Origin of the sequence: Rhodococcoides fascians A25f (assembly GCF_000760935.2) — a bacterium.
Lineage (GTDB): Bacteria > Actinomycetota > Actinomycetes > Mycobacteriales > Mycobacteriaceae > Rhodococcoides.
Map to the genome: position 1 here is coordinate 1,500,767 of NZ_CP049744.1, position 25,151 is coordinate 1,525,917.

Annotated in this window: 17 protein-coding genes; 14 read left to right on the plus strand and 3 right to left on the minus strand. The window is 63.9% G+C overall.

The window, feature by feature from the left end; translation table 11 throughout:
• The 10 genes from BH93_RS07300 (at nucleotide 1) to BH93_RS07345 (ending at nucleotide 12,677) form a co-directional block, all read left to right on the plus strand.
• Entirely contained in the window at nucleotides 1-861 is an 861-nt protein-coding gene (locus tag BH93_RS07300) for an MlaE family ABC transporter permease (RefSeq protein ID WP_032365270.1), read from the plus strand.
• On the plus strand, nucleotides 858-2,213 hold the full coding sequence (locus BH93_RS07305; RefSeq protein ID WP_032401935.1) for an MCE family protein: 1,356 nt from the start codon (nucleotides 858-860) through the stop codon (nucleotides 2,211-2,213). Before BH93_RS07300 ends, BH93_RS07305 begins: the two co-directional genes overlap by 4 nt.
• The gene (locus tag BH93_RS07310; RefSeq protein WP_032380464.1) at nucleotides 2,210-3,277 is read left to right on the plus strand and encodes an MCE family protein; all 1,068 of its coding nucleotides are present in this window, start codon (nucleotides 2,210-2,212) and stop codon (nucleotides 3,275-3,277) included. Before BH93_RS07305 ends, BH93_RS07310 begins: the two co-directional genes overlap by 4 nt.
• Nucleotides 3,274-4,272 carry an MCE family protein gene (locus BH93_RS07315; RefSeq protein WP_032380465.1) on the plus strand — a complete coding sequence of 333 codons (999 nt, stop codon included), beginning with the start codon at nucleotides 3,274-3,276 and terminating at the stop codon, nucleotides 4,270-4,272. The genes BH93_RS07310 and BH93_RS07315 overlap by 4 nt, the downstream gene beginning before the upstream one ends.
• Nucleotides 4,272-5,555, plus strand: a complete 1,284-nt coding sequence (locus BH93_RS07320) for an MCE family protein (protein ID WP_032380466.1) — start codon at nucleotides 4,272-4,274, stop codon at nucleotides 5,553-5,555. The genes BH93_RS07315 and BH93_RS07320 overlap by 1 nt, the downstream gene beginning before the upstream one ends.
• A gap of 29 nt (nucleotides 5,556-5,584) precedes the next feature.
• Nucleotides 5,585-6,847, plus strand: a complete 1,263-nt coding sequence (locus BH93_RS07325; RefSeq protein ID WP_155290861.1) for an MCE family protein — start codon at nucleotides 5,585-5,587, stop codon at nucleotides 6,845-6,847.
• Nucleotides 6,844-8,091 carry an MCE family protein gene (locus tag BH93_RS07330; protein WP_032380468.1) on the plus strand — a complete coding sequence of 416 codons (1,248 nt, stop codon included), beginning with the start codon at nucleotides 6,844-6,846 and terminating at the stop codon, nucleotides 8,089-8,091. The genes BH93_RS07325 and BH93_RS07330 overlap by 4 nt, the downstream gene beginning before the upstream one ends.
• A gap of 83 nt (nucleotides 8,092-8,174) precedes the next feature.
• Nucleotides 8,175-8,864, plus strand: coding sequence for a hypothetical protein (locus BH93_RS07335; RefSeq protein ID WP_032380469.1), 690 nt, complete (start codon nucleotides 8,175-8,177; stop codon nucleotides 8,862-8,864).
• Between the two features lie 59 nt (nucleotides 8,865-8,923).
• On the plus strand, nucleotides 8,924-9,859 hold the full coding sequence (locus BH93_RS07340) for a hypothetical protein (protein WP_037171738.1): 936 nt from the start codon (nucleotides 8,924-8,926) through the stop codon (nucleotides 9,857-9,859).
• Between the two features lie 241 nt (nucleotides 9,860-10,100).
• The gene (locus BH93_RS07345) at nucleotides 10,101-12,677 is read left to right on the plus strand and encodes an aminotransferase class III-fold pyridoxal phosphate-dependent enzyme (RefSeq protein ID WP_037172181.1); all 2,577 of its coding nucleotides are present in this window, start codon (nucleotides 10,101-10,103) and stop codon (nucleotides 12,675-12,677) included.
• A gap of 7 nt (nucleotides 12,678-12,684) precedes the next feature.
• Here BH93_RS07345 and BH93_RS07350 read toward each other — a convergent pair whose 3' ends face one another.
• Nucleotides 12,685-14,871, minus strand: a complete 2,187-nt coding sequence (locus tag BH93_RS07350; protein WP_037171737.1) for an MMPL family transporter — start codon at nucleotides 14,869-14,871, stop codon at nucleotides 12,685-12,687.
• Between the two features lie 702 nt (nucleotides 14,872-15,573).
• Between BH93_RS07350 and rpoB the strand changes: the two genes are divergently transcribed.
• The 3 genes from rpoB to BH93_RS07365 all read left to right on the plus strand — a co-directional run bounded on the left by rpoB (nucleotide 15,574) and on the right by BH93_RS07365 (nucleotide 23,690).
• A complete protein-coding gene (rpoB, locus tag BH93_RS07355) occupies nucleotides 15,574-19,080 on the plus strand; it encodes a DNA-directed RNA polymerase subunit beta (RefSeq protein ID WP_032380471.1) in 3,507 nt (1,168 codons plus the stop codon).
• Between the two features lie 96 nt (nucleotides 19,081-19,176).
• Nucleotides 19,177-23,133 (plus strand): DNA-directed RNA polymerase subunit beta', encoded by a 3,957-nt coding sequence (locus BH93_RS07360; protein ID WP_032401941.1) that lies wholly within the window; start codon nucleotides 19,177-19,179, stop codon nucleotides 23,131-23,133.
• A gap of 194 nt (nucleotides 23,134-23,327) precedes the next feature.
• Entirely contained in the window at nucleotides 23,328-23,690 is a 363-nt protein-coding gene (locus BH93_RS07365; protein WP_242459146.1) for a VOC family protein, read from the plus strand.
• A 4-nt stretch (nucleotides 23,691-23,694) separates the two neighbouring features.
• Here BH93_RS07365 and BH93_RS07370 read toward each other — a convergent pair whose 3' ends face one another.
• A complete protein-coding gene (locus tag BH93_RS07370) occupies nucleotides 23,695-24,066 on the minus strand; it encodes a nuclear transport factor 2 family protein (protein ID WP_037171734.1) in 372 nt (123 codons plus the stop codon).
• Between the two features lie 75 nt (nucleotides 24,067-24,141).
• Between BH93_RS07370 and BH93_RS07375 the strand changes: the two genes are divergently transcribed.
• The gene (locus tag BH93_RS07375; RefSeq protein ID WP_037171731.1) at nucleotides 24,142-24,639 is read left to right on the plus strand and encodes a MarR family winged helix-turn-helix transcriptional regulator; all 498 of its coding nucleotides are present in this window, start codon (nucleotides 24,142-24,144) and stop codon (nucleotides 24,637-24,639) included.
• A 49-nt stretch (nucleotides 24,640-24,688) separates the two neighbouring features.
• Here BH93_RS07375 and BH93_RS07380 read toward each other — a convergent pair whose 3' ends face one another.
• Nucleotides 24,689-25,111, minus strand: coding sequence for a VOC family protein (locus BH93_RS07380; RefSeq protein WP_037171729.1), 423 nt, complete (start codon nucleotides 25,109-25,111; stop codon nucleotides 24,689-24,691).
• Nucleotides 25,112-25,151 lie beyond the last annotated feature (40 nt).

The window sequence follows — 25,151 nt, forward strand, 5'->3', positions numbered from 1 at the left end:
ATGACTATCGCAAGAGGTCGCGGTGACCGCACACTGATGCGCGTCAAGCGCGTCGGCAATGCTCCGCTCAACGTGCTCGATCGCGCAGGCGAGCAGATGTCCTTCTATCTGCGGGCGATCGGGTGGATTCCCAAGACTGCCGTGCATTACAAGAAGGAGGTGCTCCGCCTGCTGGCGGAGGTCACCTTCGGCAGCGGCGCGCTGGCCGTTATCGGTGGCACCATCGGCGTGATCGTGATGATGTCGGGCTTCACCGGCATCGTCGTCGGCCTGCAGGGCTACGCAGCGCTCGAACAGCTCGGTAGCTCCGTGCTCACCGGGTTCCTGTCCGCGTACGTCAACACCCGTGAAATCGCACCGATCGTCGCGGGCCTGGCGCTCTCGGCAACCGTCGGCTGTGGCTTCACCGCTCAGCTCGGTGCCATGCGGATCTCCGAGGAGATCGATGCGCTCGAGGTCATGGCCGTGCCGAGCGTGCCGTTCCTCGTCACCACCCGCATGATCGCCGGCTTCGTCGCGGTCATCCCGCTCTACATCGTCGGCCTGCTTGCGTCCTATGTGGCGTCCAGGGGGATCAGCACGATCTTCAACGGCCAGTCGTCGGGGTCCTACGACCACTACTTCAATCTGTTCCTGCCCCCGGAAGACGTGCTGTATTCCTTCCTCAAGGTGCTCATCTTCGCTTTCGTGCTGATCATGATCCACTGCTACTACGGCTATCACGCCTCGGGCGGACCGGCTGGCGTCGGCGTCGCAGTGGGCCGCGCCGTGCGTACGGCAATCGTCACGATCGCCGTATTGGACTTCTTCCTGAGCCTCGCCATCTGGGGCACGACCACCACAGTGAGGGTTGCCGGATGATCGACTCGCCGTCGCGACTGCAGCGAGTACTGCTCGGACTTGCATTCTTCCTGGTGCTCATCCTGTTTCTCGGATGGAGCATCACCTCCTACAACAAGACGTTCAAGTCCGTGGTGAACGTGAGCCTGGAAACCGACTCGGTCGGAAACTCTCTGCCGATGAACGCGGACGTCAAGGTGCGCGGAATGATCGTGGGCGAGGTGCGATCGGCGTCGAGCGTCGACGGTGTCGTCACCTCGCAGCTGGCGATCGATCCGGACAAGGCACCGCTGATTCCGTCGAACGCGACGGCTCGGCTGCTTCCGAAGACTCTGTTCGGTGAGCGTTACGTCTCGCTGATCGTGCCCGAGAACGATTCGGCGTCGCCGATCACCGACGGCACGGTTCTGCGTCAGGACACGAGCGGAAACGCGATCGAGGTCGGGCAGCTGCTCGACGGCTTGCTCCCGCTGCTGCAGGCGATTCCGCCGCAGGATCTGGCCAATACCCTCGGGTCACTGGCTCAGGGTCTCAGCGGGCGCGGCGAGCAACTGGGGCAGACCATCGACAATCTGACGAACATCGTGTCAGGTCTGAACACGGAGCTGCCGAACATTCAGCAGACCCTCGTCGGTCTCGCAGATTTCTCCCAGACCTACGCGGACGCGGCACCGGAGCTGATCTCGGCTCTGGACAATCTGCGTACGACGGGCAACACCGTCGTCGAGCGTCAGTCCGGTCTCGAGACGCTGTACGGCTCGCTCACGTCGGCGTCGAACGTCACCGCGGACTTCCTGCAGGCGAACTCCGAGAATCTGATCAGCTTGGCGTCGAATTCCCGTGAGGCTCTCGAACTGCTCGCCGAGTTCTCACCGACGTTCGGCTGCACCTTCACTCAGTTCGCCGAAGGTGCCAGGCGCGGCGCGGTGGTGCTCGGCGAGGGCGACGAGTACCCCGGCATCAACGTCTCCGCATCGTTCGTGAACCCGAAGGGCCGTTACTTGCCGAACCAGGACGAGCCGCGCTTGTTCGACGATCGCGGAGCTACGTGCTTCGAGCCTGCAGCACCCGGCGAGTTCTTCCCGCAGTACCCGGGAGGCTCGATCAACGACGGTTCGTACCAGGTCCCGACCCGCAACCCGGGTCCGCAGGAGATCCCCGGACAGGGCCCACCCAAGTCGGCTCAGAGTTCCATCGTTCCGGCCATCGCGGAATCCGCGGAGCCGGCGAGCTACGAGGGCTCGGACTTCGAGCGTGACACTCTCGCCGTGATCTACGGACAGGCGAGTGGTGTTGCACCCGAAAGCATTCCGTCGTGGGCGGCCGCTATCGGCGCCCCGGCATTGAGAGGAGCGGAGGTGAGCGTCAAATGAGAGGCCTTCTCGCGCCGATCATCAAGTTGGTCGTGTTCGCTGTGGTCACGATCCTCGCCACGGCCACCCTTGCCTTCACCATCGCCAATTCGAGTGGCGGCGGCGGCACCACGTTCTCGGCAATGTTCACCGACGTCACCTCCCTCAACAAGGGCGACGAAGTTCGGATCGCAGGCGTTCGCGTCGGCCAGGTGGACAACATCGAGATCGCCAACGAGCGCGAAGCGAAGGTGGACTTCACGCTCAGCAGCCGCGACTGGCTGCCCGCGAGTTCGACGGCGACCATCCGTTTCCGAAACCTGGTGGGTCAGCGCTACATCGCCATCGAGCAGGGCTCGGGGGACCAAGGTCAGAAGATCAACGGGGGTGCGACGATCCCGCTGGAGCGGACCAAGCCTGCCGTGAACCTGACCACGCTGTTCGACGGCTTCCGGCCGCTGTTCACCACGCTCAGTGCAGACGACGTCAACAAGCTGTCCTACCAGATCATTCAGGTGTTCCAGGGGGAGTCGGGCACCATCAACGAGCTGGTGACCAACACTGCGAGTCTGACGAACACGGTCGCAGACAAGGATCAGGTCATCGGCCAGGTCATCACCAATCTCAACAACGTGCTGGCGACGGTCAATCAGAACGACGGCCAGCTCGACAGTCTCATCGTCAACACCCAGAAGCTCGTCTCCGGACTGTCGGCCGATCGTGATGTCGTGGGTTCGGCGGTCACGTCGTTGGCCGGTCTGACCAACGCAACGGCCGACCTGCTCGAGCCGACGAGGCCGTCGATCCAGGGATCGGTGACGGCACTGAACACGCTGTCGGAGACGGTCAACCGCCGCAGCGACGACGTCGACAAGGTCCTCGGAATTCTGCCGAACAAGCTGGACAAGCTCATCCGCACGGCCCAGCAGGGATCCTGGTTCACGTTCTACCTCTGCGGCATCGACATCGTTGCCGGACCGGGGTATTCGCCGAACCTGAACTTGCCGACCGGGCTTCCGACCGTAAACCAGCCGCTGTACACGAACTCGGCAGAGCGCTGCAAAGCTGGGGGGATCAAGCAATGAAATCTCGTCGTAGTCCGGCAACCATCGGTGCGCTGGGAATCGCCATCATCCTGCTCGCCACGATGTCTGTCTTCTTTCTCGACCGGCTTCCGATCATCGGTGCAGGATCGGTGTACACCGCAGAGTTCAGCGAAGCAGCAGGTCTCAAGCCGTCCAACGAGGTCCGTATCGCGGGTGTGAAGGTCGGCAAGGTGACCGATGTGCGTCTCGAAGGCGACCGGGTGCTCGTGGACTTCACGGTGCAGGACGCCTGGGTCGGCAACGAGTCACGGGCGGCCATCGCCATCAAGACGCTCCTGGGTCAGAAATACCTGGCCCTCGATCCCAGCGGCTCGGACACGTTGAGCCCCAAGGACACGATTCCACTCGATCGCACCACGTCTCCGTACGACGTCATCGATGCGTTCTCGGCGGCGGCATCGACGATCAACGACATCGACACCGATCAACTCGCGAACAGCATGCGAACCCTGTCCGAGGCGTTCTCGGAGACGCCGGCGAACATTCGTGCGTCCTTGGACGGCGTGACTCGGCTTTCTCAGACAGTGGCAAGCCGCGACGAGGAACTGAAGAAGCTGTTCGCCGCTACCGGCGAGACCTCGAAGGTGCTGGCCGACCGCAACGAGCAGTTCAACAAGTTGATCACCGATGCAGGCCCGTTGCTCGAAGAGCTCAACAACCGGCAGCAGGCCATCTCGCAGCTCCTCACCGGCACGCAGCGCGTATCTCAGGAGCTGACCGGTCTGGTCCGCGACAACGAGGCCACCATCAACCCGATGCTGCAGCAGCTCAACGGCGTCATCGAGATCCTGCAGCGCAACAACGACAATCTGGACCGGGCGCTCAAGCTGTACGAGCCGTTCATTCGCCTCTACACCAACGTGACCGGTAACGGCCGGTGGCTCGATATCGTCCTGGCCAACCTCACACCACCCGGAGTTCCGTTGATACCTGGTTACCGCGAGCCCTCGGTCGACAAGTTGGCGGGGAACTGATGACAGACACTCAGGCAGCGCCGCGAAACAAGAACAAACTCGCAATCATCGCGGTCGTCGTGGTTGTAGCACTGGTCGTAGCGGTCGCCGGGTGGTGGCTGTTCACCAGGGCCGGAACAACCAAGATCACCGCCTACTTCGACAAGTCGGTCGGCATCTATTCGGGTTCCGAGGTGCGTGTGCTCGGCGTCAAGGTCGGTACCGTCGATTCCGTCACCCCGATGGGCGACGACGTCGAGGTCGTCCTCCGAGTCGACCGGGGCATCGACATCCCGGCCGATGCGAAGGCCGTCCAGGTCACCCCGTCGCTCGTCGCCGATCGCTATGTTCAGCTCGCACCCGCGTACACCGGCGGCGACACCATGGCCAGCGGAACGACCATCGGTCGAGATCGCACGGCCACACCCGTCGAGGTCGACGAGCTGTACTCGTCGATCAACGACCTGTCCAAAGCTCTCGGGCCCGACGGGGCCAACAAGGACGGCGCGCTCACGGACTTCGTGAACACCGGTGCCGCCAACCTCGAGGGCAACGGTGAAGCGCTGGGCAACAGCATCACTCAGCTCTCGGCGGCCGGTCGGACCTTGAGCGACTCGCGTACCGACGTGTTCGACACGATCAAGAATCTGCAGACCTTCGTCAGTGCTCTGTCCGTGAACGATCAGCAGGTGCGCAACTTCAACACCCAGTTGGCCGACCTGACCGGTTTCCTGTCCGGTCAGCGTGAGGATCTCGGTGCTGCGCTGCAGCAACTCTCGGTGTCGCTCGGTGACGTCGCCACGTTCGTCGCCGACAACCGCACCGAACTGACCGACGCGGCCAACGGGCTCGTACAGCCCACTCAAACCCTGGCCGACAACCGTGAGCAGTTGGTGCAGACCTTGACGTTGCTGCCACTGGCTATCAGCAACCTGGTCAATGCGTACGACGCCGAGTCGGGCACGCTCGCTTCGCGCGCCAATCTGCAGAACGAGACCCAGGATCCTCTCGGCACCGTCTGCCGGTTGATCGACCTGGGCAAGTTGGTACCCGGTGATCCGCGCTTCGAGGCTCTGGGAGCGCAGATTCAGCCGATCATCGATCAGTGCGCCAACATCACGACCATGATTCAGGCGCCTCTCGCCGACCAGAACCGGATTGTGCTGCCGTTCGGTGTTCTCACCAACGACATCCAGCAGAACCAGTCCGTGCCGGGCACGGTCCCGGGCGTGGTCTCGCCCAAGCTCGGAACCAGCTCGATGCCGGGTCTGGAGCAGTCGTACATCGGAGGTGGGGGACAGTGAGTACCTCTGTGAATCGGAATCGAGCTCGCGTGAAGCGTTCGTTGTCCCTCGGCGCAGGACTGTGCGTGGTGGCCCTGTCTGCCGGTGCATGCTCGTCGGCAGGCATCTACGCCATCCCGCTACCGGGTGGTGCCGATGTCGGAGACAACCCGTTCAACCTGACGGTGCAGTTCGACGATGTACTGGACCTCGTCCCGCAGTCGACCGTCAAGGTCGACGGTGTGGCCGTCGGCCGCGTCGACTCGATCACGGTTCCGAACGATGGTTGGACCGCCGACGTCAACGTCATCCTGAACTCCGATGTCGACCTGCCGGCCAACGCGATCGCGTCGGTCCAGCAGACCAACCTGCTCGGCGAGAAGTTCGTGCAGCTGTCCGCACCTCCGGGTGACGAGGAAGCCGCGCGTTTGCAGGACGGTGCCACGATCCCGCTCGATCGAACTCGCCATGCCACCGATATCGAACAGGTCCTCGGCGCGCTCTCGCTGCTGCTCAACGGCGGAGGCGTCGGTCAGCTCTCGCCCATCGTCAAGGAACTGAGTACTGCGTTCGACGGTCGTGAAGGTAAGACCAAAGAGCTTCTGCAGCAGGCGAACACGCTGATCGATGGACTCAATCAGCAGCGTGACGACATCACCCGTGCCATCGACGGTCTCGACACGCTCAGCGGGCGCGTCAACTCGCAGACCGACAAGATCGACGGGGTGCTCAAGGATCTGCCGATCGCCACCGACGTACTCGAGCAGCAGCGACCGCAGCTGACGGAGATGCTCGGTGCGCTCGATCGCCTCGGCTCGGTCGGCACCGATGTCATCAACCGATCCAAGGACGATCTGATCGCAGACCTGCGAGCGCTACGCCCCACGCTGCAGGCACTGGCCGATTCGGCGGACGACGTGGTGACGTCGCTGTCGGTGATCCCCACACTGCCGTTCGCCGACGGCACGGAGAAGATCATCGAGGGCAACTCGGCAAACCTGTTCCTGTCGCTGGACCTGTCGATCGGAACTGCGCTTCGTAACTTCGGTGTCGGCGAGGGAGATCCGGTCTACGTCCAGCCGAAGTACGGCAACACGCTCCCCGTCGTGGATCCGTCCAATCCGTACTACAACGGAAACGGACCGCGTCCGGGCTGGCCCACGATCTCGTTGCTGCCGTTGCCGCCGATCATCCCGTCACCGGTTCCCGGGCCGGGTGCACCGAGCGGTCAGGCCGCCGCGGCAGAGCCAGCGCCGTTCGACCCGTTGGCCCCGTTGAATGATCTGCTCGAACAGTTCGGAGTTGGCCAGTGAGATCGAAGCTCGTTCGGTACCAGTTGGTGGTATTCGTCGTGATCGCCCTCGTCGGGTTGATCTTCGTCGGCGGAAAGTACGTTCGTCTGGACAATATGCTCGGGTTCGGGCAGTACAAGGTGGCGCTCAATCTCGCCGATTCCGGTGGAATCTTCACCAACGCCGAGGTCACGTACCGCGGGGTGCCGGTGGGTACCGTCGGTGGCCTGCAGTTGACGCCGGACGGCGTTCAGGTGGAACTCAAGCTCGACAACGGCGGTCCCGACATCCCGTCAGACACGAAGGCCGTCGTGGCGAACAGGTCCGCGATCGGCGAGCAGTACGTCGATCTGCAGCCGCAGACCGATCAGGGACCGTTCCTGGTCGACGGCTCCCAGATTGCAGCCGCGAACACATCGACTCCCGTTCCGGTGCAGGACGTGCTGGCCAACACCGACACGTTGGTCAGATCGGTACCGCTGGAGAACTTGACGAAGGTGGTCAACGAGCTCGGGGTGGCGTTCGACGGCAAGGGCAACGATCTGCAATCGCTCGTCGACTCGCTCGGCAACATCTCCGAGGCGGGCAACGAGGCACTCCCGCAGACGCTGGCATTGGTGCGCGACGCGGTGCCGGTGCTCGACACACAGTCCGAGCAGTCGGATCTGATCCGCGAGTTCAGTACCAGCTTGGATCAGGTGACGGCTCAGCTGAAGTCCAGCGATCCCGACATCCGTCGGCTCATCGACACCGGAACCGCTGCGGGTGATCAGCTCGGTGGTCTGATCACCGAAGCCGGGCCGGCCTTGACGACCGACATCAACAACCTTGCGCTTGTCGCGGCTCAGGCCGAGCCGCGGTATCTCGCTCTTCGGCCGTTCCTGACATTCCTGCCTGCGCTCGGTGCCGGTATCTCCACCATCGTCCCGAACGACGGCACGATCCATCAGGGTCTGTTGCTCGAGGTCAACAACCCGCCGCCCTGCACGGTCGGTTACGAGGGCTCGCAGGCGATCCTGGACGAGGAGAAGCGGAAGAACCCGAACTTCGACCCGACCCGGGAGAACTACCCGCTGAACCTCGACGCGAACTGTGCAACGCCACAGGGCAGCGTGACGGGCGTTCGCAGCGCGAACCGAATCGTGTTTGCCGATCCGGACGTGCCGCAGCCGTGGGATCTCAACCCCAAGGTCGATCCCGAGAAGCTCAACCTCAACCCCATCGCCACCCAGTTGGCACCGCTCATCGGCGTCACGCCGAAGTAGCGACATCGGAAGAATTGCTGCTCAGCACTATCGTCGGGCCGAGAGTGGTTCGGCCGGATATTACCGAGTAGTAGGGTGAAAATGTGAACTCGAGCACCGAAGCCCTGGAGTCCCCAGCGACTCCAGGGCAGAACAAGACAGCGAAAATTCTTCTTGCCGTCGTCACGGTGATCGCCGTGGCTGCTCTCGCAGCGGCGGTGTTCTTCGGTTACGGCTGGGGCACGGCGTTGTTCAGCCAGAAGCCGACGGAAGATACTCGCGACTCTGCCCTCACCGGTGCCCAGCAGGCGGCGGTCAACCTGAACACGGTCGACGCCGCCAACATCGATCAGTCGTTCGACAACATGAAGTCGTCCATCACCGGTGACTTGATGCTCAACGACCTCGAGCAGACGCGTTCGGGTATCACCGATCAGGTCCGTCAGTCCGGTGCCAAGAGTGAGGCCGAGGTATTGCATGCCGCGGTGACGGAGCTCAGTACCGACGAGAACACCGCCGAGGCTCTCGTAGTCATCAAGACGACTACGACGTGGCCCGACCGCGTCGAGCGAAGCAAGCTCACGATGCGACTGGCCATGGAAGAAGTCGACGGGGTGTGGAAGACCAACAAGGTCGACCCCATCGGTTCGCGGATCTCGCTGGACAACCCCAACACCAATCCCGTCATACCGAGCGAACCGGGTGCTACCGACCCGAATGCAGCCGACCCGAATGCGGCTACCCCCAGCGCGGAAGCGACGCCGGCCCCACAGCCGGATTCCGGTGGCAACTGACGTTCCCCGGGCAGTGTCTTTTCCGTCTGTAGTGCAGTGAGTCTCGAAGGAGTTCTGTAGTGCCTCCCCAGCGTCGCAAGATCGTCCCACCCACCACCACCAGCAAGGTGCGCCGCAAGGTGGCCGGCACCGGTAAGCCCACAGCGTCCGACGCGGGTTCGACCACCGCGGAGGGTTCGGACACGACCGAGACGACCGCGATAACAACACCGGCACCGAGCACCCCTGCGGCCGACAAGACGGTTGCCGACAAGACGGTTGCAGGCAAGACGGTCGCCGACGAGAGCGCGAATTCGAAGCCCTCACTGGCCAAGGCTGCCACCAAGCCCGACGCCACCAAGCCCGACGCCACCAAGTCCGACGCCACCAAGTCCGACGCCACCAAGTCCGACGCCACCAAGTCCGATGCCACCGACAAGGCCGCCACTCCGCTCGACTCCGCCACGTCGGGGGCTTCCGACGCGGACGCGGACCAGGCTGTCACCTCGCGCAAGGCGTCGAGGTCGGGTATCGGTTACAAGCACGTGGTCGTCGTCGCGATCATCGCCGTGGTGCTCGGTGCATTCGCTGCTGTTGCGGCGTTCAAGCCGTTCGCCACGATCGACAATGCTGCCTGGGTGGATTCTGCAGCCACCCAGGAAGTCACCTCGGCGGCGACCGACGCGCTTCAGACTCTGTACACGTACAAGGCCGACACGATCGATGCCGATTTCGATGCTGCCCGTGCGGTGCTCAATCAGTCGATGCTCGATGAGTTCAACTCCACTGCGGACACCACCAAATCCGCTGTGGTGCAAACGAAGACGGGAACCGAGGCCATGGTTACCGACATCGGCGTCTCGCGGCTGGAGGACGACAAGGCCGAGTTGATCGCCAACGTGAACATCAGCGCCACGCAGGACGGTGTGGCGTCGGGTAGTGCCGAGGGCCCGTTGACGGTCAACATGGAGAAGGTCGACGGCACCTGGAAGCTGTCGGCCATCGACGATCAGTAGTACCGGTACCCGCTGGCCCCGCTCAGGGATTCGGCCCCGCTCTTCGATTCAGCCCCGTTCGATGCAGAAGCCCTGCTCGAGCGGGGCTTTTTCGTGCGTTGTGCACTCATCTGTCGCATGCGCACGACCGGATTACCATCGCGTTTGCGTCCTGGCTTGGGACGAGCCCTGGTTGTTCGGGACAACCATTTCGACGCTCGACAGCCAGGGATGGATCCGATGAAAACGGAGCATGCTGGTCATGACTGACACAACTATCGATCTATCCGTGCTGGAATCGAGGTCCGGTCGCTCGGGCTTCGCCGAGAACGTCAATCCCGAACTGTACCGATTGTTGTCCGCCCTCGATCTGGATCGCGAGTACGTGCGCGGCGACGGGACCGTCTTGTTCGACGCCGCGGGCCGACGTTATCTCGATTTCGCCGGTGCATACGGGGCACTTCCGTTCGGGCACGGCCCCACGCCGATCTGGCAGGCGATCAACGATGTTCGGTGCAGTGGAGAGGCAATTTTCGTGCAGCCCTCGGTGCTGACTGCAGCAGGTGAACTGGCAGATCGGTTGGGGCGCATCGCACCCGACGGGTTGACGCGAACGACGTTCGTCAACAGCGGTGCCGAGGCCACCGAGGTTGCGCTCAAGCTCGCGCGAGCGCACACCGGGCGACTGGGAGTGTTGACCACCGGCAACAGTTTCCACGGCAAGACGCTCGGCGCGCTGTCTGCGACCGGAAACATCAAGTACCAGAGTGGATTCGGGGCTCCGGTGGTCGGCTTCGATCACATCGCCTTCGGCGATGCGGATGCACTCGATGCAGCCCTGACGGCCGCGCCGGATCACTATGCGGTCTTTCTCGTGGAACCGATTCAGGGTGAGGGCGGAGTGGTGTGCCCGCCCGACGGCTATCTGCGGGCTGTGCGGGATGTCTGTGATCGGCACGGTGTGCTCCTCGCGTTCGACGAGGTGCAGACCGGTCTCGGCCGGACCGGGCGGATGTTCGCGGCGGAACACGAGGGGGTGGTGCCCGACATTCTGACCGTGGCGAAGGCGCTCGGTGGCGGCATCGTGCCGGTGGGTGCGGTGTTGTGTGCGCCGAAGCTGGTGGACGAGAGCTTCGCGCTGCGTCACACGTCGACGTTCGCGGGCAACGCGCTGGCGGCTCGGGTGGGTATCGCAGTCATCGACGAGCTCACCAGGGACGACTGCGCGGTGGTGACGAACGCGGCCGTGCTCGGTCGGGAGTTGACGAAGGATCTCGGTGCGTTGGCCGAGAAGTATCCGTCCGTGGTCACCGACGTTCGCGGCCGCGGCTTGTTGCTCGGAATCGAGCTGACTGCGGACGTGAACTTCGTGGGGCGTCAGTCGCTACTGGGTTCGATTGCCGAGCAACACAATCTGACTGCGGTGATCTGCTCCTATCTGCTCAATGTCGAAGGGATCCGGGTTGCTCCGACCCTGTTCGGTACCAGGGTGATTCGGATCGAGCCACCGCTGACGGTGTCGGCGGCGCAGTGTGCACGTCTGGTGGCCGCGTTGGATCGGGCGCTCGGCTACGCGGCGGTAGGGGACCTGGACGGATTGTTCGGGCACCTGCTGGGTCGCCCGACCGTCGGCACCCCACCCTCGCTCACCGCACTACGTCCGGGCCGCACCCCCGATATCGCCGTGCGCTCCACGGATCGCCGGTTCGCGTTCATCGCGCACCCTTTGGATCTGGGGTTCTTCGCCGCCTTCGATCCTGCGCTCGAGGTGTTCGATCATTCCGAACGTCAGGATCTGCTTCGCCGGTTCGCTGCATCGACGTCCGAGCTCGACCCCGCGTCGTTCGTCATCGGCAGTGGCCGGGTCGTCGGGGGAGGGGACGCGACGGCACACGGTGACCTGATCGGGCTGCCCTACACCTCGGAGCAGTTGCTGCATCTGCCGACCGAGCAGGCGCTGCGGGTGGTGGGCGGTGCCGTCGAACTCGCGATCTCGCGCGGCGCGACGGTAGTGGGGTTGGGCGGTTACTCGTCGGTGATCACCGGGAACGGGTTGGGTCTCGGGGCAACGTCTCGGCCTATCACCACCGGCAACACGTTCACCGCCGCGGCGAGTCTGCGGGCCGTTCGACGCGTGTGCCGCGAACGAGGAATCGACGTCGCGCAGGCCAGGGTGACGATTCTCGGTGCTGCCGGGGCCATCGGGCGGACCATCGGCAAGCAGCTGGCCGGCGAGGTCGGCAGTATCGCTCTGGTCGGTCGGCAGGGTGAGGGCTCGGTCATCGCGCCGAAGTTGTGGGCGGCGGCGCAAGAGATGGTGGCGAGTGCGATAGGCGGGTCCGGCTCGGGGGATCTCGCCGCTGCTGCACTCGAGGTGCATGGTGACCTGGATGACCTGATCAGGTCCGGGCACATCGAGTTCTTCACCGATCCCGTTGCTGCGGTGCATGATTCGCTGATCGTGATTGCGGCGACGTCGGCACCGCACGCACTGATCGACCCGACCGATCTGATGGACGGTGCCATCGTCTGCGACGTTGCGCAGCCACCGAACATCGGCCGCGACGTGCGCGGTGAGCGGCCGGACGTGACGGTGTTCGACGGCGGCATCGTCAGGGTGCCGTCGGATTCGGATTTCGGTCTGACCTACGGGTTGGCTCCGGGCCTGACGTACGCCTGCATGGCCGAGACGATGCTGATCGCGTTGTCGGGTGAGTTCGACCTCCGCAGCATCGGCACCAGTCTCGACGGAGACAGCGTCGAGCGGTTGGGTGAGCTGGCCGACGTCCACGGGTTCGCGCTCGCCGAGGCCACCCGATGGCGCGAGGGTAGTCAGTAGTCAGCACTCAGTAGTCGGCTGGGGCCGGAGCTCCCGGAAGTTCGTGGACTCCGGCCCCGTCCTGACCGGCCCCGCCCTGCCCAGTCCCAGTCGGTCGTTTCGGGGTGGGATGGAGCCACCAGTTCGCATCTCCCATCAGCGTGACGAGGGCGGGCACGAGCATCATACGCACGATGGTGGCGTCGATGACGAGACCGACGATGATGCCGATGCCCACGAGTCGCATCATCGACAGTTCGGACAACGAGAAGAACGCGGTGACGCTGATGAGCAGCAGCGCAGCGGCCGTCACGATGCGTCCGGTGCGAGCGGCCCCGATGTGGACTGCGTCTGTGGTGGTGGCTCCGTTGTCGTGGGCCTCGACGATGCGTGAGAGCAGAAAGATCTCGTAGTCGGTGGAGAGGCCGAACACGACCGCCATGACGAGGATGCTCATCGTGGACTGCAAAGGGCCGGCAGTGACGCCGATCAGCCCGCTGCCGTGGCCGTCGTGAAAGATCCAGGTGAGCACACCGAAAGTCGCCGCCAGGCTGACCATCGCCATGGCAATTGCCTTGAGGCTGAGCACGATCGAGCGAAATGCCAGTGTCGTCATCGTGAAAGTGGCCAGCACCATGATGGCCAACATCCACGGAATGGTGGAGTAGATCGCGTCGATGCCGTCCTCGCTCTGCGCGGTGGTACCGCCCACTCTCAGCGTGGTCCCGGCCGGAGCGGGGATCGATCGAATCGCATCGACTGTCGCCAGTGCAGCCGGGGTGCGATCGGCCGAGGTCATGATGGCATCGACGACGGTCAGATTGTCGGCGCTGCCGCTGGGAAACGCTGCCGTGACTCCGTCCGCGCGGCCGATGGCGTCGGTGACTTCTGCGACCGCGGCAGGGCTCGGCGGTGCATCGGTGAGCGATTCGACGGCGACGGTGACGCCGCTGTTGGCGAGCGTGAATTCGGTGATCAGCTTCTGTGTGGCGATCCGGGCGGGCGAGTCCGGGGGCAGGCCGGTGTGGTCGAGGTCGCCCAGAGCTACGCCGGAGATGGGCGCGCTGAGCACGGCCAGCACACCGATGATGGCAACGGCGACGAGGATGGGCCTGCGCATCACGCGGTCTGCCACCGTGCCCCAGAACTTCTGCGCCCGTGCCTCGCCGCGGTCGATCGCACCCTTGCGCCAGCTCAGCGAATCGATGCGGGGGCCGAGGAGGGCGAGTGCGGCGGGGAGGGCGGTCAGCGAGATCACGGCGGCGACGGCCACTGCCGCCATGCCGCCGAAGCCCAGTGAGCGGATCATCGCCTGCGGGAAGATGAGCATTCCGACGAACCCGCAGATCAACAGCAGTGCCGAGAACGCCACGGTGCGGCCGGCGGTGGACATCGTGCGGCGTACCGCATCCGCCGTTCCGCGCCCGTTGCGCAACTCCTCGCGGAACCGGGTGATCACGAACAGGCTGTAGTCGACGGCCATTCCGAGTCCGACGAGGGACGCGATATTGGTCGCGAACACCGACACTTCGGAGACACTGTTCACCGCTCGCAGCACGGCCAGGGACGCCAGCACGCTCAGTCCGCCGATCACCAACGGAGTTCCTGCGGCGACGAGTCCGCCGAAGACGATCAGGAGCAGAACCAGCAGAATCGGGAAGGTGATGGTCTCGGCTCGCACCAGATCTGCTCGCGCCTGCTCGTTGTACGCGTCGACGACGGCCGAGAATCCACCGAACTGCACGGTCACGCCGTCGATCGTCAACCCCTCGCGCAGGTCCTGGTAGGACTTGACGCGCTGGTCCTCGTCGCCGGTCAGCGTCAGCACCGCGAGGGCAGAGTTCCCGTCCGACGATCGCAGGCCCGGAGCAAAGGCGTCGGGCACCGTCCAATAGGTGACGGGATCGCGAGCCAGCACTCCCGCGTCGATACCGGCGAGGCTCGCGCCCACGGTATCGGCTATCTCGTCGACCGTTCGTCCGTCCGTCGGGGTGTAGAGCACCGCGATGTCCGCAACGTCGCGGCCGAACCGGGATTCGACGAGGGCATCGACCTTCGCCGACTCGCTGTCGGGGTCGCTGTAGCCACCGAGGCTGAGTTCGTCGACGACGCCGAGGCCCCAGGTTCCGGCGAGCAGAACGGTCGCAACCACGACGGCCAGGACCCAGCGAGCACGGACAATGAGCAAGTCGACGACGGGCGAACCCCTGGTCACGCTGGACTACCGAAGGCTCGACACCTGCATCCGGCGTCGACCATTACCACCGTGATCATGTTGTCCCCCCGCGAGACGTGATGTGAGTGCTCCGTGAATATGCCTGTGGCACAGAGGAAGATCTGTCACGCGGCGAACCCGATCACCTGACGACGTCACCCCCGGTTGCGACAGAAGAAATACAATCAGAAGCCGAGCGCGATTGCCATAGCGACGGCGGATTCCCTCGGACCTCTTGACGAAGGAAGACGCAGGGTTCACTCTTGTCGTGAAGGAGCACCCCCGTGGTGGCGACCGCACACGATCGTTCACCACAGCTTTCAGTTCGCCGCAGCTGTTCGTCATCGGTTGCAGGCTCGTACGGCGTCCGCTCAGCGGGCGCTCTCGGTCGGGTCGCGGCGAGGAAGGTCGACACGCTGCTGCCGACTCGGCGCGCGAACGGACCTCGGGTGCTACTTTTGATGCCCCCGTTGCGCTGTGCGCACATTTGGGGTACCTTTGGACGTTGCGCTGGCTGCCTCCTGTCCACCTCTCGATTGCTGTTGCTCGAAGACTCGTTCTCGGGCCTCTGTAATGGGGATTCGGTCTGGTTGCGACCAGCCGAAATTCGCCCCACATATAGCAAACAGATACAGCGGCGGTCGCCATGTCGTGTCAGCTGACAGGTCCTGTCAGTCGACGGAACGGCGCGACCCGCGTGAGGTGCTGGAAGGACGCATCTTGGCAGTCTCTAGCCAGACCAAGGCAGTTGTCGGAACACCGGGAGCCCCGAGGAGGGTTTCGTTCGCGAACATTCGCGAGCCGTTGGAGGTACCCGGTCTCCTCGATGTACAGACGGATTCGTTCGAATGGCTGGTAGGTGCGCAAAGTTGGCGCGACCGTGCCGCCGCCCGCGGAGACAGTGGTGTCTCCGGCGGACTCGAGGACATCCTGACCGAGCTCTCTCCGATCGAGGACTTCTCGGGCTCGATGTCGCTTTCCTTCTCCGACCCACGATTCGACGAGGTCAAGGCCTCGACCGATGAGTGCAAGGACAAGGACATGACGTACGCAGCTCCGCTGTTCGTCACCGCCGAGTTCATCAACAACAACACCGGCGAGATCAAGAGCCAGACGGTCTTCATGGGTGATTTCCCGATGATGACCGACAAGGGCACCTTCATCATCAACGGCACCGAGCGTGTCGTCGTCTCGCAGCTGGTGCGTTCTCCGGGCGTCTACTTCGACCATTCGATCGACAAGACCACCGAGAAGGACCTGCACAGCGTCAAGGTCATTCCCGGCCGCGGTGCTTGGCTCGAGTTCGACGTCGACAAGCGCGACACCGTCGGTGTCCGCATCGACCGCAAGCGTCGCCAGCCCGTCACGGTGCTGCTGAAGGCTCTCGGCTGGTCCACCGAGCAGATCACGGAGCGCTTCGGCTTCTCCGAGATCCTCATGGCCACGCTGGAGAAGGACAACACCGCCGGTACCGACGAGGCTCTCCTCGACATCTACCGCAAGCTGCGTCCGGGCGAGCCGCCGACCAAGGAGTCGGCGCAGACCCTGCTGGAGAACCTGTTCTTCAAGGACAAGCGTTACGACCTCGCTCGCGTGGGTCGCTACAAGATCAACAAGAAGCTCGGCCTCAACTCGGGTCAGCCCATCGTGGCGTCGACCCTCACAGAGGAAGACATCGTCGCGACCATCGAGTACCTGGTGCGTCTGCACGCAGGTGAGACCTCGATGACCGCACCCGAGGGCGTCGAGGTTCCCGTCGAGGTCGACGACATCGACCACTTCGGCAACCGTCGTCTTCGTACCGTGGGCGAGCTCATCCAGAACCAGATCCGCGTGGGCCTGTCCCGCATGGAGCGCGTCGTGCGCGAACGTATGACGACTCAGGACGTCGAGGCGATCACGCCGCAGACCCTGATCAACATCCGTCCCGTCGTCGCTGCGATCAAGGAGTTCTTCGGAACCTCCCAGCTCTCGCAGTTCATGGACCAGAACAACCCGCTGTCGGGTCTGACGCACAAGCGTCGCCTGTCGGCACTGGGACCCGGCGGTCTCTCTCGTGAGCGCGCCGGCCTCGAGGTCCGCGACGTGCACCCCTCGCACTACGGCCGCATGTGCCCCATCGAGACCCCGGAAGGCCCGAACATCGGTCTGATCGGATCGCTCTCGGTGTACGCACGCGTCAATCCGTTCGGCTTCATCGAGACCCCGTACCGCAAGGTCGTCGACGGCAAGGTGACCGACGATGTCGATTACCTGACCGCTGACGAGGAGGATCGCCACACGCTCGCGCAGGCGAACTCTCCGGTCGACGATTCGGGTCACTTCATCGAGGAGAAGATTCTCGTCCGTCGTAAGGGTGGAGAGGTCGAGTTCGTCTCGTCCGACGACATCGACTACATGGACGTCTCGCCTCGTCAGATGGTGTCCGTCGCCACCGCGATGATTCCGTTCCTCGAGCACGACGATGCAAACCGTGCCCTGATGGGCGCGAACATGCAGCGTCAGGCTGTCCCGCTGGTTCGCAGCGAGGCTCCGATCGTCGGTACCGGCATGGAGTTGCGTGCCGCTGTCGACGCCGGTGACGTCGTCATCACCGAGAAGACCGGTGTCGTCGAAGAGGTCTCCGCCGACTACGTCACGGTCATGGCCGACGACGGATCGCGCAAGACCTACCGGATGCGCAAGTTCGCGCGTTCCAACCAGGGCACCTGCGCCAACCAGCGTCCGATCGTGGACGAGGGACAGCGTGTCGAGTCCGGCCAGGTCCTCGCCGACGGCCCCTGCACCGAGAACGGTGAGATGGCACTCGGCAAGAACCTGCTGCTGGCGATCATGCCGTGGGAGGGCCACAACTACGAGGACGCGATCATCCTGTCGCAGCGCCTCGTGGAAGAGGACGTTCTCACCTCGATCCACATCGAGGAGCACGAGATCGATGCTCGCGACACCAAGCTCGGTGCCGAAGAGATCACTCGCGACATCCCGAACGTCTCCGACGAGGTCCTCGCAGACCTCGACGAGCGCGGCATCATCCGTATCGGTGCCGAGGTTCGTGACGGCGACGTGCTGGTCGGAAAGGTCACGCCGAAGGGCGAGACCGAGCTGACCCCCGAAGAACGCCTGCTGCGCGCCATCTTCGGTGAGAAGGCTCGCGAAGTTCGCGACACCTCGCTCAAGGTTCCGCACGGCGAGAACGGAAAGGTCATCGGCATCCGCGTCTTCTCGCGCGACGACGACGACGATCTGCCTCCCGGCGTCAACGAGCTGGTCCGCGTCTACGTGGCTCAGAAGCGCAAGATCCAGGACGGCGACAAGCTCGCCGGCCGTCACGGCAACAAGGGCGTCATCGGCAAGATCCTCCCGCAGGAGGACATGCCGTTCCTGCCCGACGGCACCCCGATCGACATCATCCTCAACACCCACGGTGTTCCGCGTCGTATGAACATCGGTCAGGTCCTCGAGACCCACCTGGGTTGGATCGGCAAGACCGGTTGGAACGTGCAGATCGCCGCGGACGGCAGCAAGCCCGATTGGGCCGAACGCCTGCCCGAGGAGATGCTGGCGGCTCCGGCCGACAGCAACATCGCCACCCCGGTGTTCGACGGTGCCAAGGAGAATCAGCTCGCCGGCCTGCTGGAGAGCACGATTCCCAACCGCGACGGCGAGCAGATGGTCGGTTCCGACGGAAAGGCCACGTTGTTCGACGGCCGCTCCGGCGAGCCGTTCCCGTACCCGGTGTCGGTGGGCTACATGTACATCATCAAGCTGCACCACTTGGTCGACGACAAGATCCACGCTCGTTCGACCGGGCCGTACTCGATGATCACTCAGCAGCCCCTCGGTGGTAAGGCTCAGTTCGGTGGACAGCGCTTCGGTGAGATGGAGTGCTGGGCCATGCAGGCCTACGGTGCCGCGTACACGCTGCAGGAGCTTCTCACCATCAAGTCGGACGACGTTGTCGGCCGCGTGAAGGTGTACGAGGCGATCGTCAAGGGCGAGAACATCCCGGAGCCCGGTATCCCCGAGTCCTTCAAGGTGCTCCTCAAGGAGCTCCAGTCGCTGTGCCTCAACGTGGAGGTGCTGTCCTCGGACGGTGCTGCCATCACGATGGCCGACGGTGACGACGAAGACCTCGAGCGTGCCGCAGCCAACCTGGGAATCAACCTCTCCCGCAACGAAGCTGCCACGGTCGACGACCTCGCTCAGTAGTTCTGTGGTCTGCCGGATCCGCCCAGTGCGGATCCGGCAGGCGTTTCTCTCATTTGCTCTTCCAGCACAACACCCATAACGGGGAAAGGAAGTTACGTGCTCGACGTCAACTTCTTCGATGAACTTCGCATTGGCCTTGCCACTGCGGACGACATCCGTCAGTGGTCCTACGGCGAGGTCAAGAAGCCGGAGACCATCAACTACCGCACGCTCAAGCCCGAGAAGGACGGCCTCTTCTGCGAGAAGATCTTCGGCCCCACTCGGGACTGGGAGTGCTACTGCGGCAAGTACAAGCGCGTCCGCTTCAAGGGCATCATCTGTGAGCGCTGTGGCGTCGAGGTCACTCGCGCCAAGGTGCGTCGTGAGCGCATGGGCCACATCGAACTGGCCGCTCCGGTCACCCACATCTGGTACTTCAAGGGTGTGCCGTCGCGTCTGGGCTACCTGCTCGACCTGGCTCCGAAGGATCTCGAGAAGATCATCTACTTCGCTGCCTACGTCATCACCACGGTCGACGACGAGCTCCGTCACAACGAGCTCTCGACGCTAGAGGCCGAGATGGAGGTCGAGAAGAAGGCCGTCGCAGATCAGCGCGACGCCGATCTCGAGGCTCGTGCGCAGAAGCTCGAAGCCGACATCGCCGAGCTCGAAGCCGAGGGTGCCAAGTCCGACGTGCGTCGCAAGGTCAAGGACGGCGGCGAGCGCGAGATGCGTCAGCTCCGTGACCGCGCGCAGCGTGAGCTCGATCGTCTCGAAGAGATCTGGACCACGTTCACCAAGCTTGCTCCCAAGCAGCTCATCGTCGACGAGCTCATCTACCGCGAGCTCATCGACCGGTACGGCGAGTACTTCACCGGTGCCATGGGTGCCGAGTCGATCCAGAAGCTCATGCAGACCTTCGACATCGATGCCGAGGCGGAATCTCTTCGCGAGACCATCCGCAGTGGCAAGGGTCAGAAGAAGCTGCGCGCGCTCAAGCGTCTGAAGGTCGTCGCCGCATTCCAGGCGGGCCGTAACTCGCCGATGGGCATGGTCCTGGACGCTGTCCCGGTCATCCCACCGGAGCTTCGTCCGATGGTGCAGCTCGACGGTGGCCGTTTCGCGACGTCCGACCTCAACGACCTGTACCGCCGCGTCATCAACCGCAACAACCGCCTCAAGCGTCTGATCGATCTCGGTGCACCCGAGATCATCGTCAACAACGAGAAGCGGATGCTGCAGGAGTCGGTCGACGCCCTGTTCGACAACGGCCGTCGTGGACGTCCGGTCACCGGACCGGGTAACCGTCCGCTGAAGTCGCTCTCCGACTTGCTCAAGGGCAAGCAGGGTCGATTCCGTCAGAACCTCCTCGGCAAGCGCGTCGACTACTCGGGCCGTTCGGTCATCGTCGTCGGCCCGCAGCTCAAGCTGCACCAGTGCGGTCTGCCGAAGCTGATGGCTCTCGAGCTGTTCAAGCCGTTCGTGATGAAGCGTCTGGTGGATCTGAACCACGCGCAGAACATCAAGTCGGCCAAGCGCATGGTCGAGCGTCAGCGTCCGCAGGTGTGGGACGTTCTCGAAGAGGTCATCGCCGAGCACCCCGTGCTGCTGAACCGTGCACCCACCCTGCACCGGTTGGGCATCCAGGCGTTCGAGCCGCAGCTCGTCGAGGGCAAGGCCATCCAGCTGCACCCGCTCGTGTGTGAGGCGTTCAACGCCGACTTCGACGGTGACCAGATGGCTGTCCACCTCCCGCTGTCCGCCGAGGCTCAGGCCGAGGCGCGCGTGCTGATGCTGTCGTCGAACAACATCCTCTCGCCGGCATCGGGCCGTCCGCTCGCCATGCCGCGTCTGGACATGGTGACGGGTCTGTACCACCTGACTCGTCTCGATGCCGGTGCTGTCGGCGAGCGCGCCGACGCCAAGACCGATCACGCCGAGTTCGGGGCGTACTCCTCCCCGGCCGAGGCGCAGATGGCCGTCGACCGTGGATCGCTCACGGTGCAGTCGCAGATTCGGGTTCGTCTCACCACGCAGCGCCCGCCGCGTGAGATCGAGAACGAGCTGTTCCCCGAGGGCTGGAACCGCGGCGAGGCATGGACCGCGGAAACCACTCTGGGACGCGTGCTCTTCAACGAGCTGCTTCCGGCGGACTACCCGTTCGTCAACGAGCAGATGCCGAAGAAGCGTCAGTCGACCATCATCAACGATCTCGCCGAGCGTTACCCGATGATCGTCGTCGCGCAGACCGTCGACAAGCTCAAGGACGCAGGCTTCTACTGGGCCACGCGTTCGGGTGTCACCATCTCGATCTCCGACGTCCTCGTGCCGCCGGAGAAGCCGCAGATCATGGAGACCTTCGAGGCTCAGGCCGATCAGATCGAAAAGAAGTACCAGCGTGGCGCACTCGACAAGGTCGAGCGCAACTCCGCACTGGTCAAGATCTGGCAGGACGCAACCGAGCAGGTCGGTAAGGCCATGGAGGCCCACTTCCCCGACGACAACCCGATCCCGATGATCGTGAAGTCCGGCGCAGCCGGAAACATGACTCAGGTTCGCTCGCTCGCCGGCATGAAGGGCTTGGTGACGAACCCGAAGGGTGAGTTCATCCCGCGTCCGATCAAGTCTTCCTTCAAGGAAGGCCTGACGGTCCTCGAGTACTTCATCAACACGCACGGTGCTCGTAAGGGTCTGGCCGACACGGCGCTTCGTACCGCCGACTCGGGCTACCTGACGCGTCGTCTGGTCGACGTCTCGCAGGATGTCATCGTTCGGGAAACCGACTGTGGCACCGAGCGCGGCATCGTCACGACGATCGCCGAGAAGACCGCCGACGGCAAGATGATCCGCGACGCTCACGTCGAGACCAGCACGTACGCCCGCACCTTGGCGAACGACGCTGTCGACGAGAACGGCACGGTCATCGTCGCTCGCGGACACGATCTCGGTGACCCGGCCATCGACGCACTGCTCGCTGCGGGCATCACGTCGGTCAAGGTTCGCTCGGTGCTCACCTGCACCACCGGAACCGGCGTCTGCGCCACCTGCTACGGCCGTTCGATGGCCACCGGCAAGCTGGTCGACATCGGTGAGGCCGTCGGTATCGTTGCCGCACAGTCCATCGGTGAGCCCGGAACCCAGCTGACCATGCGTACCTTCCACCAGGGTGGTGTCGCCGGAGATGACATCACCGGTGGTCTGCCTCGCGTGCAGGAGCTGTTCGAGGCACGTGTGCCGAAGGGCAAGGCTCCGATCGCGGACGTGTCGGGACGCATTCAGCTCGAGGACGGCGATCGTTTCTACAAGATCACCATCGTCCCGGACGACGGCGGCGAAGAGGTTGTCTACGACAAGCTCTCCAAGCGTCAGCGTCTGCGCGTCTTCAAGCACGACGACGGCACCGAGCGCCTCTTGGCGGACGGTGACCACGTCGAGGTCGGACAGCAGCTCATGGAAGGTGCTGCCGATCCGCACGAGGTTCTGCGCGTGATGGGTCCTCGCCAGGTGCAGATCCACCTCGTCAACGAGGTCCAGGAGGTGTACCGGTCGCAGGGTGTGTCGATTCACGACAAGCACATCGAGACGATCGTGCGCCAGATGCTCCGTCGCGTGACGATCATCGACAGCGGCTCCACCGAATTCCTGCCCGGTTCACTCACCGAGCGCAGCGAATTCGAGTCGAGCAACCGTCGTGTCGTCTCCGAGGGTGGCGAGCCCGCAGCCGGACGTCCGGTCCTGATGGGTATCACCAAGGCGTCGCTGGCCACCGACTCGTGGCTGTCGGCAGCGTCCTTCCAGGAGACCACTCGTGTGCTCACCGATGCGGCGATCAACTGCCGGAGCGACAAGCTCATAGGTCTCAAGGAGAACGTCATCATCGGTAAGCTCATCCCGGCTGGTACCGGCATCAACCGGTACCGGAACATCACGGTGCAGCCGACCGAAGAGGCGCGTGCCGCGGCATACGCGGTGCCGTCGTACGACGATCAGTACTACAGCCCGGACGGCTTCGGCCAGGGAACCGGTGCTGCAGTGCCGCTCGACGACTACGGTTTCTCCAACGAATACCGCTAGAGCGACTTCGTCGCACGTGAACAGAAACTCGTAGCCCACTACGAGTTTCTGCTCACGACGACAAGGCGTGACAAACAGAGCCCCGCATCGACTTCGGTCGGTGCGGGGCTTTGTTGTTGTGACTCTGGGAGCGATGAGTTTTCGATGCGCCTCGAGTCGTTACCGGTATGACCAACCAAACATCCAGCTCTATCGTGAAAATCGGCGTGGCCATGTTCTCCGTGGCCGATCAGGATGCGGCTCTCGATTTCTACTCGCGTGTGCTCGGGTTCGAGGTCCGCGGTGATTCGCGTTTCGGCCCCGAGGGTGAGTACCGGTGGCTGGAGATGGCACCGCCCGGTTCGACCGCGCGGCTCGCCCTCAACCCGCCGATGGGAGGCACGCCCGGCGGTGGGTCCATCGGTGTCGAGACAGCTGATGTCGCGTCCGAGCATGCGCGGCTCAGCGCCCTCGGCGGCGTCGATCTCGACGACTTGATGGAAGAAGTGGACGGCGTTCCGCCGATGTTCGCGCTGCGAGATCCCGACGGCAATTCGGTGTGGGTCGTGCAAGCCTGACGGGTCAGCCGGGCTGTTTCCGATCGACGAACGTGTACAGCTCGGCGATCGTGCCGTCCCTGACGACGGCGAAGTCCTGGCCGGTGACGACGGCCGGGGCGTCGGGTGGTGAGAGTGCCCAGGAGATGCGGGCAACGTCGCCCAGCGCAGCGGGTTCGACGGTGACGGAGAAGGACAGGCCTGCGGAGTCCGCGAGGAGTGCGGTGATCGCGTCGATGACGGCTTCGCGTCCGGTCGCGGTGTTCTCGGCGTCGTAGAACACCGCGTCCGGGTGGTACATGGATTCGATCAGCTCGCGTCGTCGTTCGGCGTCGGTGGCGTTGAACACTTCGACGACGTTGCGACGTACCAACTCGGCATGAGACGTGCGATCCATGGTGTGCCCCTAAGGTTGGTTATCGGGGTCTACTGCGCCTGCACCCCGGATCAAGCATCTCAGAAAGAACATGACATGTCACGTAATCGGTCGACGGCCGACTCTCCCTGGCTGACGCCGTCCCAGGAATCGGCGTGGCGCGCCTACATGGGGCTGTCGCTGCAGATGACCTTCGAGATGAACCGCCAGCTGACCGAGGACCACGGTCTGTCCCTGGCCGACTACTCGGTGCTCGTCGCGCTGGCGGACAGTCCCGACGGGCGTCGCCGGGTGACCGACCTGGCCGCCGAGATCGGCTGGGAGCGCAGCAGGGCCTCCCATCACCTCGCCCGAATGTCCGCACGAGGTCTCACCGATCGCACGGTCTCGACTACCGACGCGCGCGCCACGGATGCCGTTCTCACCGAAGCGGGCAGAGCGGCTCTGGACGCGTCGGCAGCAGGTCACGTCGACGTGGTGCGGCGATTGTTCTTCGACGGGCTCGCACCCGACGAAGTCTCCACTCTCGAGTCGATTCTCACGCGTCTACGCGACCATATGCGAATCAACGGGACACTGCCTCAACCGCAGTGACTGCCCCGACCGCAGCGACAACCTCCACCTCGGACTACGACAACGTCGTTCATTCGTGGTGACAGACAGCCTCGAGGTCTATGCCGTTGAGGTCCCGCACGAAAGATCCGTAGTACGTCGCGTGGTATTCGGGCTGTAGTCCTGGAGGCCGGAGTTCGATAGCTCCTGCCGACAGCGCTGCGGTGTGGAAGGCATCGACCGTGGCGCGGTCCGAGGCACTGAACGCGAGATGGGTGTGCGGTCCGATAGCCGACCCCGGTGCATCGACGATCCAGAAGAAAGGCTTCACCTGCGCCCAACCGAACGCGATCATGGCGAGCTGGTTCGCCTCGGGGGTGTGCGGTACCCGCATGATCTCGGTGATCCCGAGCGGTGCGAGTGCAGCGCCGTAGAACTCGGCGCTGGCGGCGAGATCGGCGACGCCGATGTTGAGGTGGTCGATTTGGGATCCGGTGCGGTCGAGGTTCGTCATGCGTTCGAGTCTTGCCGAGATCACGGACGAGTTCGGTCCT